General features: G+C 46.8%; 15 protein-coding genes. 12 read left to right on the plus strand and 3 right to left on the minus strand.

Annotation, left to right across the window (positions count from 1 at the left end; genetic code table 11):
* The first annotated feature begins 69 nt into the window (after positions 1 to 69).
* The gene (locus K9W43_02175) at positions 70 to 1227 is read left to right on the plus strand and encodes a pyridoxal phosphate-dependent aminotransferase (GenBank protein ID MCF2136021.1); all 1158 of its coding nucleotides are present in this window, start codon (positions 70 to 72) and stop codon (positions 1225 to 1227) included.
* On the opposite strand, the gene K9W43_02180 is transcribed toward K9W43_02175, so the two are convergent.
* Positions 1224 to 2528 (minus strand): glutamine synthetase family protein, encoded by a 1305-nt coding sequence (locus tag K9W43_02180; protein MCF2136022.1) that lies wholly within the window; start codon positions 2526 to 2528, stop codon positions 1224 to 1226. The genes K9W43_02175 and K9W43_02180 overlap by 4 nt on opposite strands.
* A gap of 94 nt (positions 2529 to 2622) precedes the next feature.
* Positions 2623 to 2937 (minus strand): hypothetical protein, encoded by a 315-nt coding sequence (locus K9W43_02185; protein MCF2136023.1) that lies wholly within the window; start codon positions 2935 to 2937, stop codon positions 2623 to 2625.
* 122 nt (positions 2938 to 3059) lie between these two features.
* Between K9W43_02185 and K9W43_02190 the strand changes: the two genes are divergently transcribed.
* The 5 genes from K9W43_02190 (at position 3060) to K9W43_02210 (ending at position 6543) form a co-directional block, all read left to right on the plus strand.
* A complete protein-coding gene (locus tag K9W43_02190; protein MCF2136024.1) occupies positions 3060 to 3302 on the plus strand; it encodes a ribosomal protein L13e in 243 nt (80 codons plus the stop codon).
* A 39-nt stretch (positions 3303 to 3341) separates the two neighbouring features.
* On the plus strand, positions 3342 to 4415 hold the full coding sequence (locus K9W43_02195) for a carbohydrate kinase family protein (protein ID MCF2136025.1): 1074 nt from the start codon (positions 3342 to 3344) through the stop codon (positions 4413 to 4415).
* Between the two features lie 64 nt (positions 4416 to 4479).
* Positions 4480 to 5391, plus strand: coding sequence for a hypothetical protein (locus K9W43_02200; protein MCF2136026.1), 912 nt, complete (start codon positions 4480 to 4482; stop codon positions 5389 to 5391).
* A 12-nt stretch (positions 5392 to 5403) separates the two neighbouring features.
* Positions 5404 to 5910: a hypothetical protein gene (locus tag K9W43_02205; GenBank protein MCF2136027.1), complete on the plus strand. Its 507-nt coding sequence runs from the start codon at positions 5404 to 5406 to the stop codon at positions 5908 to 5910.
* Positions 5911 to 6042: 132 nt separating this feature from the next.
* Complete coding sequence (locus K9W43_02210) at positions 6043 to 6543, plus strand: hypothetical protein (protein ID MCF2136028.1); 501 nt, start codon at positions 6043 to 6045, stop codon at positions 6541 to 6543.
* Here the strand turns inward: K9W43_02210 and K9W43_02215 are convergent.
* A complete protein-coding gene (locus K9W43_02215) occupies positions 6527 to 7162 on the minus strand; it encodes a hypothetical protein (protein MCF2136029.1) in 636 nt (211 codons plus the stop codon). The genes K9W43_02210 and K9W43_02215 overlap by 17 nt on opposite strands.
* A 200-nt stretch (positions 7163 to 7362) precedes the next feature.
* On the opposite strand from K9W43_02215, the gene K9W43_02220 reads away from it, so the two are divergent.
* From K9W43_02220 to K9W43_02245, 6 genes are all read left to right on the plus strand, one after another.
* Positions 7363 to 8325 (plus strand): hypothetical protein, encoded by a 963-nt coding sequence (locus tag K9W43_02220; GenBank protein MCF2136030.1) that lies wholly within the window; start codon positions 7363 to 7365, stop codon positions 8323 to 8325.
* Positions 8326 to 8356: 31 nt separating this feature from the next.
* Positions 8357 to 8830: a hypothetical protein gene (locus K9W43_02225; protein ID MCF2136031.1), complete on the plus strand. Its 474-nt coding sequence runs from the start codon at positions 8357 to 8359 to the stop codon at positions 8828 to 8830.
* A 77-nt stretch (positions 8831 to 8907) separates the two neighbouring features.
* Positions 8908 to 9465, plus strand: coding sequence for a 4-vinyl reductase (locus K9W43_02230; protein ID MCF2136032.1), 558 nt, complete (start codon positions 8908 to 8910; stop codon positions 9463 to 9465).
* 57 nt (positions 9466 to 9522) lie between these two features.
* Positions 9523 to 10260 carry a winged helix-turn-helix transcriptional regulator gene (locus tag K9W43_02235; GenBank protein MCF2136033.1) on the plus strand — a complete coding sequence of 246 codons (738 nt, stop codon included), beginning with the start codon at positions 9523 to 9525 and terminating at the stop codon, positions 10258 to 10260.
* 125 nt (positions 10261 to 10385) lie between these two features.
* On the plus strand, positions 10386 to 11144 hold the full coding sequence (locus K9W43_02240; GenBank protein MCF2136034.1) for an ABC transporter ATP-binding protein: 759 nt from the start codon (positions 10386 to 10388) through the stop codon (positions 11142 to 11144).
* Entirely contained in the window at positions 11137 to 12987 is a 1851-nt protein-coding gene (locus tag K9W43_02245) for an ABC transporter permease (protein MCF2136035.1), read from the plus strand. Before K9W43_02240 ends, K9W43_02245 begins: the two co-directional genes overlap by 8 nt.
* Positions 12988 to 13022 lie beyond the last annotated feature (35 nt).

Raw genomic sequence — 13022 nt, forward strand, 5'->3', positions numbered from 1 at the left:
TAACATTGAGTCGTAGTCAATTAACGGTGAGTTTGTAAGGCTTCGTGTGCATCACTACTATTGATTCTAATGAGATTTCGCACGCACAAGATCATGCCCCCTCCCATCGTTGAGCTGATGGAGCTCGCACGAGATTATATTGCTTCACCAGACTTTCTCAACTTGGGCCAAGGTACATCGGGATATATACCTCCAAAGGAGGCTCTGAAGGTCCTTGGTGAGCAGGTATGGAATCCTTCTTTGCATGGATACTCCCCAGATCAGGGGATACTGGAACTACGTGAGGAACTGGCGCTCTATATGCGACGAGTTCATGGAATAGATGCTGATCCTCATGATGAGCTTGTCATAACCGCTGGTGCGAACCAAGCATTTGCTGGCATTGTCATGACTCTGGTAGAGCCCGGTGATAATGTGATAGTTCCCGATCCTTACTACTTCAATTCCATTATGGCGATTCAGATGGCAGGAGGTCAAGAGCGACCCGTAGCCGTAGGATCCGGTTTTCAGATTGATGTTGATGGTATTCGTCAGGCCATCGATACACGGACAAAGGCCATTGTATTGATCACACCTAACAATCCCACAGGTGCCGTCTACGAGGAAGACCTAATCAATGAAGTCGTAGACCTATGTATAGAACATGACATTATGCTCATCTCTGATGAGACCTATGCGCGGTTGATCTTTGATGGTGCTACTCATTATAGTCCACGCTCGCGACGAGATGCTGAAGAGCATGTTATAACTCTCGGAAGTTTCTCAAAAGATCTTGGAATGGCCGGATGGCGTGTCGGGTTCATTGTTGGTAGCCCCAACTACATCAAAGAGTACATGAAGATTCAAGATACGGTCACTATCTGTGCTCCAACCGCGGGGCAGATGCTTGCATTAGAAGTTCTTAGAAATGGGACAGAGTATGTGGATTTCGAGTTAGAACGTCTTGCTCTTCTCCGAGATCTGGCATATGCACGCATAGACGATATCGACCAGTTGGAAGTCACACGAACCGCGGGCACATTCTATCTCTTCCCTCGGGTGCGTGATTGTGCGAATTCCCGTGAACTTGCCATTGATCTCTTACGAAAGACCTCGACCTTTCTCCTTCCCGGAAGTGTCTTCGGGGCGGCAGGAGAGGGCCACATCCGGATCTCGATAGGCCCCCTCACCCCCGAGGCTGTGGACGAGGCATTTGATCGTCTTGAGATCTATTTTGCAGAAAACTAGGCTCCCGAGTATTTTTGCCATTCCCAGTCGGTGACTTTGTTGTTTATGTAGTCATCCCACTCATCGAATTTTAAGTCGATGTACGCATCCACGAGAGCAGGGCCAAGAGCCTCTTTGATCACCTCATCCTTATTGAGTTCGATAAGGGCATCATAGAGATTTTCTGGTAGTGTGGAGATTTCTAGTTCCTTGAGTTTATCAATGGACATCTCGAAGGCATCGCCCTTTAGATCTTCATGAGGCATGAGCTTGCGTTTGATGCCATCCATCCCCGCCGCAATGAAACTTGTGAATAGCAGGTATGGGTTGGTCATTGGGTCTGGAGAACGAAACTCCATTGCAGCCTTTTGTGGATCCGAAAAGAGTGGGATTCGGATTAGGGCGGTTCTGTTTCTGTAGCCCCAACATATGTAGACGGGGGCCTCTTGATACGGCACAAGGCGTTTGTATGAGTTAATGGTTGGGTTTGCAATTGCAGTGATTGCTGGTGCATGTTCAAGGAGTCCTGCTAGAAAGTGTAGTGCAGTCTCCGAAAGTTTACCGGGTTCGTCACCACCGAATAGGTTCTTTTTCCCATCCCAGAGCTGGATGTGGCAGTGAAGCCCATTTCCTGCAAATCCCTCAAATGGTTTTGGCATGAATGTCACATCATGACCGTTCTCTTGTGCAATATCGCGGGCGATATTCTTGAAGCGAAGAATGTTGTCAGCTATGGAGCGGCAATCATCAAAAGCGAGTTCGATTTCGTATTGTGCCTCTCCAACTTCGTGGTGCAATACTCTTAGTTGTACTCCCATCTTTTGGATGGCTGATCCTATCTCTAGTAATGTGTCCTGGCCTGCTGCATCAGGATAGATGTCTGCATATTGCCCCTTGTCAAAGGTGTCGCCTTCTGTTGTAATAAAGTAAAACTCAGGTTCGGTCTTGATTCTGAGTGAATACGATTCTGGCATGAGCTTTTGATGGGCCTTCCGTAAGACCCCTCTTCCATCTAGAGCATGATACTCTTCAGAATCAGCATCAATCCTCTTCTGGACAAAACACATGGCTGCTGCGACTCGTTGACTGAAGAATGGAAGTTCGACAAGCGTATCAGGGTCAGGCCGTAATCTTAGATCCGATGCTTCAACCTGAGCGAGACCTGTGATGGAGCTCCCATCCACACTGGTCCCATTTTTCATAATTGCATCCGTCTTGATCTCTTCAAGAGTTTCCGCAGGGTTACAGGGAACAATCATTGTCTTCATTCTGCCCAGCAGGTCGCTGAACTGGAATGCGACATAGTTTATCTTCTCAGACATGGCACAGTACTCCGCACAGGGGTGCGCAGAATCGCCGCAGTAGTCCTATTTTAAGTCTGCTCTTTTGTCAATATCTAACGTGTGACGTAGTGATCTATCCCCACACAGTACGATACCAGTCTTCTGCGTCTTTTCCGACCTCTATTCTGATCGACCCACTGACCACGCTTGGCTCTTCTTCTCCCTCTTGAATCTCAAAATTCATGGCTGAAACCCGGAACGCCTTTTTCTCGAGTGCAGCGTTTCCAATATTTCTAGCATGAAGTCTTACGATCTTCTTCCCATCTGTAAGGACGAGTAACGAGTCTTCATAGGTCACATCGCACTTCATTTTGAAGCTTGATCCTCTAAATGATCCCATATGTGTTTCAAGATTGGAAAACTCAGCCTTGACCTTTTCAGCTTTCATCTTGCTTCACTGAATTGGTTGCTATTCTATTCACTTATGAATCTCATCATTGGTGGCAACACGTAATTGACTTTGGCTCTCTCGAAAATCTAATAAGAAAAATACAGTCATTCTTTAACCCGGTGATATCTATGGTTGACGTAGTAGACATTCCTATGGTCAAGTCGCCTGAGAATGCCAAGTGGCGACCCGGCCGGGGTTACAGTAAGGGTGAGCTCGAAAAGGCAGGACTCACAGTACGAGATGCACGACGGGCCGGATATCCCGTTGATGTTCGCAGGAAGAGTGTACACCCAGAGAATGTCAAGATTCTCCAAGATCTCCACTCTGGTGGTAGTGGTCCTGGAACATCTACCGCAGCATAATCTCCGGCATTTCTGTGTGTTGTTCTGGGAGGCCTTCTCGTGGACTGGCATGACCTACTTGCCATCCTCCGAGACCCTCCCAATCTTCCACGACCCGTTATCATGCCTGATTTTTTTGTGGATCATTTTGTTATTGGTGGTACGTTCGATGACCTCATCAGAGGGCTTGAGCAACTCGCCCATCAGGGTGGGGGCAATCTGATTGGTACACGTCATATGATCAAGAGGGGTGGAAACTCTGTAAATACCGCCTCTGCACTCTTGAGGTTGGGTGCCCATCCAGTATTGGTCGTTAAGACCAGTGTGCAAGGTCGCTTGCTCTTACAGACACTTGTTGATCCAGCTCTAGACCTCTCTCATGTTCATACTACTGGAGACCTCTCCTCAACTGTATCCATTGAGACCGAGTATCAGGGGCGCAGAGTCAATCTAATGATCAGTGATAGTGGGTCTGTTGCAGACTTTACCGTTGATGACCTTAGCGAGGATGATGTTGAGGCAATTCGGCAATCAGGTCTTGTGGCTCTCCTCTGTCTAAATCATAATAATGACCCGGCTAAGACTGCCCATGATGTATTTTCGTTGGTGCGACAAAACTCTGAGGCGCTCACATTTCTTGACATTGGCGATCCGTCGAGTAGGCCTCAGATCCTAAACTCACTGGTTGGTACTGTGCTCCGTAAGGAATTAGTCGATGTCCTTAGTGTCAATGAAAATGAGGCGCAACGCATCGCTCATGTTGTGGAGGGTCGTACTGGTGAGATTGTCTATAGTACCCGACCAGGGGACTGGTTAGACTCGGCGCAAGTGATCGCGGAGTCAACTAGTGTTCAGGTCGATCTCCATACGCCTCTGTTTGCTGCAAGCATACAAGCAACTGACAAGGTGGTTGTCCCCACTTTTGTGGTCACTCCTGTAGTCACTTGTGGTGCCGGTGATGCGTGGAATGCTGGAGATGTTTTTGGACTACTATTAGGTGTCACGTCCGAGGATCGACTTATCTTGGCAAATGCGGTGGGAGCGCTCTATGTGACAAACCCCCAAGCTCTACATCCCTCTCCACAGGATATCGAGAAGTTTCTTCGGTCATCTCCTCGTGTAAATCGTCTGTAATAACTTACTTAAGGTCGATTGCGTATTGGAAAATATTAGGCAATCATGGGAGAGGTCCCCTTAGATGGATATCGATCGTGCTCTTAGCAAATTGAAGTTCGATGAATCTGTCGTAGGTTATACATTAATCACCAACGATGGTCAGCTCTTCCTCTCCTTTTCGATTCCCGATTCGGTCATTCCTCAGATCAAAGGTGTACTCAAAATTCACTCCACCTCGTTAAAGATGATGAATGTCATGAGCGAGCATGGCGTTGTTGTTCTTGGGCGCATAAATCCTGATTGGATTCTTGCAGTGTTATTTGCAGAGTCTTCTCTTGGAATTGCGCTTCAGAAAACAAGTGATGTCATTCGTCTTTTGATGCAGGTGGATCTCCCTCCACCCCCTCAGCCATCCCCGTCGGAGGCAAAAGAACCTCCGTCTGAGGTGCCAGCAGATGAGGTTGCAGTAGAACCTACTCCACCGAGTATCCCTGATGAAACTATTCCCCTTGAAACAATTCGTGTTCAACATGGTTGTGTTGTCTTACGGGGGCCACGATTTACCAGTGCCATGACCATGGACTCGCAACTGAATCAAGAACTACGAAAATATGCAATGGTTGGTATGGACATCCTTCTCATGGTTGACGAACAACGTACGGTCTACAAGATATCTGATGCATTAGATCGTCCGGTGGATGACATCATCAACGTAGTTCGGTGGTGTGTATCTCGACGCATAGTGGATGTTGAATGCCCCGAGGAACAGGCGACTGGGGCACGTAAGATAATCGAGGTCCCGCTATTCGATGGTGACCTTGACAAGGTGAAGAAACAGCACCGACCTGTCCTCGAACTATGTGATGGCACACGCACGCTTAACGAGGTTGCTGATATTCTTGGGATCAAGTACTTTGAGGCACTTCAGGCGACACTCCCCTACAAAGGGAAGTCTCTCAAATTTGTTAAGACCGATAAAATATTGAAAAAATAGGAGGCACAACTCTTGGGTGTCAAAGGAAAGCTCGCATGGGCTTTAAAAATAGAAAAAGTTGCGAAACCACTGTTTCAGGCAACGTATCGCGAACTGATGAACATATTGATTCAGACGAGTGATACTGTGGATGAGATCAACGAAAAGATGAAGGCCATAGGCTTCAAGGTCGGCGAAGATCTCCTCATGGAATATGCGGATAAGATAGGCAAGCATGCTGGAACCTTCGCTGAGTTCTCATCAACGTTGCAACTGGCCTACAAAGTCAATTCGGGTCAGCCGTTCACTCGTATTGACATCAGTGAGGATGGTACTGTTGTACGCTTCACAGATGAGCACTGTGTTCTCTGCGAGGGCGTGGAGATTACTGATATGCCCGGTCTGCAATATTGCAATCTTATTAGCGGCGTCTTTCAAGCTGTCATGGATCTCAGAGGCTTTAATGCCGAGGCGTATCAAGAATCATGTAAGGCATTAGGGGATTCGGCCTGCACTTGGACCATCCGTCTAAAAGAATGATTTTCGCTCCACATTATCAACTTTGTTGCATTGCCATTGGAGAAAGGCCAAACTCAAATACGGATTTGGTACATATGTATAAATGGTACTAATACAACACGAATGTGAACTTTGCATATTGGAGGTAACAACATGGGACAGGTCCTTGGAACGTTCGTCGGTCTGCTAATTGCTTTTGTCTTTACTTTTCTTATCTTGATGTTTGGAGGCTCTATTCATGAGGACCTCATAAATCCCGCAATCGTTGCAGATTTTATCAACCGTCCGGATCTGGAGTTCAAGCTCGCTATAGTCGGAACTGTCCTCTATCCTCCGTTCCTTGGAATGCAACTAGGTTTTGGTGCGCAGGGATCCACCATCCTCATGTTTCTGGCCTGGGGTGTTGGTGGGCTTATTGCTGGGCTTCTTGCACGAGATATTGTCCCTGGTATTCTTGCTGCTGTGTTGTCCGTTGTGATTGGCGCCTTTCTCATCTGGCTTCTTGTGTTCTTCATTGGGACTGTTGATTTTATGGCGTTATTTGGCGGAGAATCTATGCTTATCCTTCAGTTTGTCTTAGAGGGTGCACTCTATCCCGGAATTGCAGCAGCAATAGGTGGTCTTATCGGCGGGGCCATTATGCGTGATCGATAGGCGTGATCTCTGACAGGTCGCCTAGTGGCTTGCCGCACGCCGAACAGATCAGCGGTCTTGATCTATACACTGCACCACAACTGCATATAGTTTCAATCTTTTCTGGAATCGGGGGATCGGCATGTGTGCGTGCCTGTTTCAATACGATTGCAACTGGTATTGCTGTGAGTAGGGAGCTCTGAGCCAAAAGGAGGCTGGTCGTGAAGATAAATAGCAACTGAAGGTTTCTATCAGGTTGATTCCAGAATGATGGAGTGGTGAATAATATCGAACTGGTGGCAACGATTGCCAGTATCGTGCCTAACCAGATACTGGAACGTACAGTATTCCACCCCGGCTCTGAGAGCGGTCCAAGAGCCAGTCCTGCAATGAGCCATATTGGAAGGTATACTACTACTGATGTGATCATCTCGGAAACCGGCCCGATCTGAATCAGCGTGGAACTCGCCGAAAGCAGAAATGCGATCAACACGGGTAAACTAGAATATTGTGTGAGGCTCAAATGAACCATCATATGCATCGTAATGGTCGTCAAAATAATGGCCACAATGGCACCCGTGATATTCTTCATCAGTCGCACTTGTCCTAGTGATGATGTTGTTTCTATCTCGTGCAGCATTAGCAATGCTCTTTATGATTTCCTATTGGTTCGTATGGTCTGTTTAGGCGGATGCTATTGCAGAGGCTAGTATTCTCTTATCAAAAGTTGTATATGATGGTCTGTACAATATCACCACAACGCTTTTCAGAACACTTTGAGTTTCATATAATTGTAGATGATAGACCAAGCATATCTCTGGGACTGTAAGGTGATTTAACATGGCTAGTGGCGACCTAGAACGAGCACTATCAAAACTAAGATTTGATGATCAAGTCATAGGTTACTCTCTAATGACAAAACAGGGTAGGCCTTTTGTGAGCTTTTCATTTCCGGATGACCTATTCCCTCGTGTTAAAGAGAGCATTGGCTTGTACAAGAGCGATCTGCGGTTAATGACCATTGACACAGATATGGGTCTAGTCGTACTAGCGCCAGTCGATGAGAACTGGATCTTGACAGTGTTGTATGTCCCTGAACTTCAGCTTGGTCTTGCAATTGCAAAAACTAAGAACGTCTTGCGTATGTTGGAAGGTGTTGAACTACCGCCTCCTCCCGAGGAGTTTGAAGAGGCCTCTGAGTCAAATCTTGAAGTCCTAGAAGAGATTGGAATGCAGGCCGCCTCCACTGAAGCAACACCCGTGACCGAGACTGCACCTGTTCCCGAGCCTGAGCCAGTTCGTGAGTTGACACCATCCGATTTTCTTGTTACTCTGTCAACCGTGCCAAAGAAGGGCGAGGCTTTCTCAACAGCTCTCTCACTGGACTCTGATCTGTACTCTGAGATGAAACGTGCCTATCGCAATTTTGGGTTTGACGTTCTGATGCTTGTGGATGGTAAACTGACGGTCAGTGCAATTGCCGAGTCGATGTTTCAACCCACTGAGCGTGTTATTGATCTTCTCAAGTGGGCAGCATCGAAGCGAATACTTGAGCTTCCTTTGGCCGACACCCTTGAAGGTGAGGCTAAGACTGGCATAGGTGGACGGTTCGTTAAATGTCCCAAGTACGAGGGTGATATGTCTAAAGTCGATTCTGAGCATCGTTCGATTGTTGAACTATGTGATGGGACCCGGACCACCGAAGATATAGCAGAAACGGTGAAGGTTCCCGTTCCGAGAGTCATTCAAGTGCTTGCAAAATATCGCAGATACGGAATGAAAATGGTCGGGAAAAAGATCTGATTTGTATATTCCCTACTGAGAGGTCAATGACATGGCAAGGATAGAGAATCCACTATTATTGAGTATCTATGGTCAACTAGTTGACAAGATCCTTGCAGAAACCAATAATATCGAAGAGGCTAATGAGCGTCTCAGGGATCTTGGTAGAAGTATGGCTGAGCAAATCTATCTCACCACTGAGATAGTAGATAAGACTAAAGACACGATCATGACCCGCGAGGATGTGGCCAAGCTTATCGAGACTGTATACAAGACCCTTTTTGATCGCAAGCCCTCTGAGATTGACATGGAATCTGCCAGAGGTTCTGTTCGTGTGACAGACACATCGTGTGTATGGTGTCAGGATGTGAATCTTGAAGGAATGCGCGGTTTTGGGTATTGTGAGGTCTTCAGTGGTATACTTCAGGCAATTCTGGAGTACAAGGGCGTCGAGGCCAAAGTCTTTGAGGAGACCTGTAAAGCAACAGGCGGCGCAGCTTGTTCATGGAATGTTCGTCTGTCATAAATAATAGACCACAGCAAAGCACTTAACGCGCCTTGCAGATTGCATTTACAGATTGCATATACTGGAGGAAACCGTTCGTGACAAAAGAGCCAGAGATAATCCCTTGGTGGCAAGGGAAACTTAAAGAGCGCGAACTCATGCGTGCATTTTTCGCCAAGACATGGTCAAAGATTGGAAATAGGATTGCTGTTATGTTCCCGGATCGTGTGAGGGATCTCTATTACAGTGCAGGTAGACTTGCGGGTCTTGAGGCCCAGAAGGAGTACTTTAAGATTGGTAAGCAGAAACCTCCTGGTGATTTCAAGGGTATTGTTGAGTTCATCAAGACTGCTCTCTCAACACTGATCATACCCTTTGGTGATGTAAAAATCGAGAAGCTTTACAAGCTCTGGCTAGATGAAGAGGCAATTCTCGAGATTCACGATAACCCCTATGCAGCCGGAGTACAGAGCGAAGAGCCATCATGCTATTTTCTCAAGGGTTTCATCGAGGCCATTCTCGAGTATCTTACAGATTTCAATAGAATCGAATACGCAACCCTTGAAGTCGTTGAGCAGGAATGTATGTCCACTGGTGCTGATGTATGCCGTTTTCAATTGAAACTCAGTTATCCTGCCAAAGGCGGTGGAAACTGATAGTACAGACATTCCTCCAACAGAGCCCTTAATTAAGCTCAACTGAAGATAATGGTGATGTCAATGCGTCGAGCAGTCGTGCTAGTATCTCTTGTATTGGCCATGACCGGGTTACTAGCAGTACTGACAATCGAGGACCAATTAGGTCACAATGCATTGATCATTCAGGATCTTTCTTTCTCGGGCTCCCTCTCTAATCCTGTAGAAACCTTTGGCATGAGCCTAGGCATCGGAACTATGGCTGTTGTACAAGGGGGTACTACTGGATTCCATTCCATGGCTCTATCAGGAATTCCTCTTGTCTTGGGGACGGTTGCTGTAGAGAAACGGTCTGAAAAGCAGACTTCACTTCGGTGTCGTATCGTCAACGAAATCTCGGAGAATCCCGGTATTCATCTACGGGAACTCTTACGCAATGTTGGTTGTGCAATGGGTGCCCTTCAGTATCATCTAAAGAATCTCGAACAGGCGGGTGTAGTAGTTTCCATTCGCAACGGTAATAGTAAGCACTTTTTCATGGCGGATTTCTCTTCGAATCCGCAGGTGATGCAGCTTGCTGCTCTTCTCAGGAATCCAACCATTCATGCAATTATTGATGAGTGCAAAGCAAATGGCCGGGTCACACAGGCGCACCTGAGTCGAATGCTCTCGATTGACAAGAGTCTGATCTCATACTATGCAACGGCTCTTATTGACTCGGGATTTTTAAAGATCATCCCGGTCTTTGGACGCGAACGACCTCTTACTCTCACCGACTATGCTCTGTCCGCATTAGGTGAGCTTGGTGTATCTTAGGATGTCAATAGTACAATAGTGACTGTAACTGTAAGCTTATCTTGCTAATTTCAGCAGTCTTTTTAGAAACCCGAAGATGTTTTCATCCGTGTGATGAATGGCCCTGGTCAAGGTTGAATGTTGCCATGCCTGATGATATAGTCAATGACTCGGATTACGATATTGGTCTGTTGACCGAAGATGATGTTGATGAATCAGAAGAAGTCACATATGCGGTTCGTCTTGTTGATGTCCATCGGGAGTTTACCATTAGGGATCAAACCGTAAAGGCACTTAATGGAGTTTCTCTGGATGTTGCTCCTGGCGAGTTTGTTGTCGTAGATGGTCCCAGTGGGGCCGGAAAGACCACACTCCTTAATGTGATAGGGGCTCTCGATTATACTACCTCTGGTCGTGTAATCTTAATGGATGTTCCGATCAATGATTACGATGAGTCATTTAGGGCAACATTTCGTCTGACATATACTGGCTTTATCTTTCAGAGCTACAATCTCATCTCGACTCTGACCGCGCTTGAGAACATAATGTTCCCCATGCAACTTTCGGACAAGCCGATAAAGGACATTGAGGCTCAGGCTTTGAATCTCTTAACACAGGTCAGTCTTGCTGATAGGCAACATCATCTGCCATGGCAGTTGAGTTCGGGGGAACAGCAGCGCGTTGCGATTGCCCGAGCCATGGCAAACGATCCTCCACTGATCTTGGCTGATGAGCCTACTGCGAATCTTGACGACACAAGTGCAGATATTGTCAGAAAGTATCTTGTGGAACTGAATGGTCGGGGAAAGACCGTGATTGTAATGACGCACGATGATAAGATCATTCAACTCGATGGTGTACGGCGTTTTCATATGGTTGATGGAGTGCTGAGTGAGGTTGAATGAGCGACAGGACTATGCATCTACCGACTTGAAGCGTCGCCCCTTCAAGACCGCTATTATGATCACAGGCATGACCATTGTTGTTGCCTTTACCATGTTCTTGTTTCTATTCGCCAATACGCTTCTTGATGTGACGTTCTATATCACTTCAGCAAACTTCATGCATTCTCTCAGTATTTTCTTTGAAACCTTTATTGGGGCTATCCTGTTACTGGTCATGGTCCTCGGAGTAGTTATCTTCTCCAGCATGATCTCTCTTGAGATGGTAAGCCGTCGTAAGGACATTGGACTCATGAAGGCCATCGGAACCATGATCGATACTGTCTATGATCATTTTATGGCACAAGCGGTCATTCTCTTACTAGCAAGTGTCGTCTTGGGCACGAGTATCGGCACCCTTCTCTATTTTGCCGGAATGCTCTGGCTCTCCACTGTAATACCCAATCTTCAATTTGCTGGAGTATTTCCCATCCTTCCTGTTGCATTTCTGGCATTCCTCTACCTCTTTGTCGGATATTTTGCAGCCCAAAAACCAATCTATGATGCTGTTCATGAGTTGCCGCTCACTACATTGAATCCCGTCTTGGGGACTCGCGTGCGCAAGGTTGGCTATCTTGACTCATTTGGACTCTCCTTTAAGATTGCTACAAAGGCGACTGGACGCAGGATTAAAGGGTCTCGCCGAACTCTTCTCTCTCTATTTCTGAGTATCACGCTTGCATCTGTACTCTGGATTGGAGGAGGGGTCGTTCAGACCACAACAAGTTCATACATCAGCCGTTCTATGGGTACTAATATTGTGGCCATAGGGTCCTCTCAAGTCTTGAACAGTTATGAGGCTGCATACACCTTAGGGAACGGCCATCTTGCTAACCAGACACTTGTTAATGCAAGCAACCTCATCCCCTCTGATCTTCTTGACGACCTTCAGGCAATACCCGCCATAAGCCATATTGAAGAACGCCTTATCGAAGAGACCACTATTCATGAGGGGCCCGCCATAGTATGGAATCCAACTCTTGAGCAGTGGGAACGGATCGGTCAGGACCGTGATGCAAGTGCTCTGGTCATGGGAATTGACTGGACGCATACGCTCTCGGACTGGTACTTTGAAGGCGATCCAATTAATGCGACAAATCAGGCATGGATTGGCGGAATGCTTGCAACAACAGCCTATGATGATCCTTTGGTGCAGACTCTTCAATTACAGGGGGCATCTCTTGATATTCGTGGGATTGCTTTTGATATTGCGAATGATGGGCTTGTTGCTCTAATGGACCTTGAGACCATGAAATCGCTCTGGAAGGTATCTCTGCCAAATCTTGTCCTTGTTCAGCTGGACTACTATACCAATGATACGATCGCACAGATCGCACAGGTTGCTCAGAATTATGGTCTGCAGGTCTTTGCCCAGCAGTATCTTCTTGACTCGAATATTGCAACCCTCAACGCGATCTGGTATCTGCTCCAGCCTCTCTCTGTCATGGCGCTTCTCAGTGCGTTTGTTGCATTGATGAATTATCTCTTGGTGTCTGTGTTCAGTAGGTTCCGCGACTATGTCATCATGCGTTCCATAGGTGCTAAACCTTCCTTCCTTGCGAAGACCATAATTGCTGAGGGTCTCAGTACTGGGTTCACTGCTGGCATTCCCGGAATATTTGTAGCGATTCTTCTCAGTCTGTATGCACTGGTTCCAGAAGCAGCAATACCCGGGCTATTGTATCTGCCAGTATCATTTGGTCTGATGATCGGTGCACTGGTAATCGTAACAGTCCTTGCAGCCCTCCCTGTGTATCTCCTCTTTTCCAGTAAAATGGAATTCCGAGTCTCAGAGTTTCAAGTCTGAAGGTAATCCTCTTAAGATATTGGCTGTGTTCGAGG

This window comes from Candidatus Thorarchaeota archaeon (assembly GCA_021498125.1).
In the GTDB taxonomy this organism is placed as follows: domain Archaea; phylum Asgardarchaeota; class Thorarchaeia; order Thorarchaeales; family Thorarchaeaceae; genus B65-G9.

Coding starts and splice junctions, on each gene's coding strand:
- K9W43_02225 (MCF2136031.1), top strand. CDS start 8,357: ATGGCAAGGATAGAGAATCCACTATTATTGAGTATCTATGGTCAACTA.
- K9W43_02220 (MCF2136030.1), top strand. CDS start 7,363: ATGGCTAGTGGCGACCTAGAACGAGCACTATCAAAACTAAGATTTGAT.
- K9W43_02175 (MCF2136021.1), top strand. CDS start 70: ATGAGATTTCGCACGCACAAGATCATGCCCCCTCCCATCGTTGAGCTG.
- K9W43_02185 (MCF2136023.1), bottom strand. CDS start 2,937: ATGAAAGCTGAAAAGGTCAAGGCTGAGTTTTCCAATCTTGAAACACAT.
- K9W43_02200 (MCF2136026.1), top strand. CDS start 4,480: ATGGATATCGATCGTGCTCTTAGCAAATTGAAGTTCGATGAATCTGTC.
- K9W43_02235 (MCF2136033.1), top strand. CDS start 9,523: ATGTCAATGCGTCGAGCAGTCGTGCTAGTATCTCTTGTATTGGCCATG.
- K9W43_02180 (MCF2136022.1), bottom strand. CDS start 2,528: ATGTCTGAGAAGATAAACTATGTCGCATTCCAGTTCAGCGACCTGCTG.
- K9W43_02210 (MCF2136028.1), top strand. CDS start 6,043: ATGGGACAGGTCCTTGGAACGTTCGTCGGTCTGCTAATTGCTTTTGTC.
- K9W43_02215 (MCF2136029.1), bottom strand. CDS start 7,162: ATGCTGCACGAGATAGAAACAACATCATCACTAGGACAAGTGCGACTG.
- K9W43_02240 (MCF2136034.1), top strand. CDS start 10,386: ATGCCTGATGATATAGTCAATGACTCGGATTACGATATTGGTCTGTTG.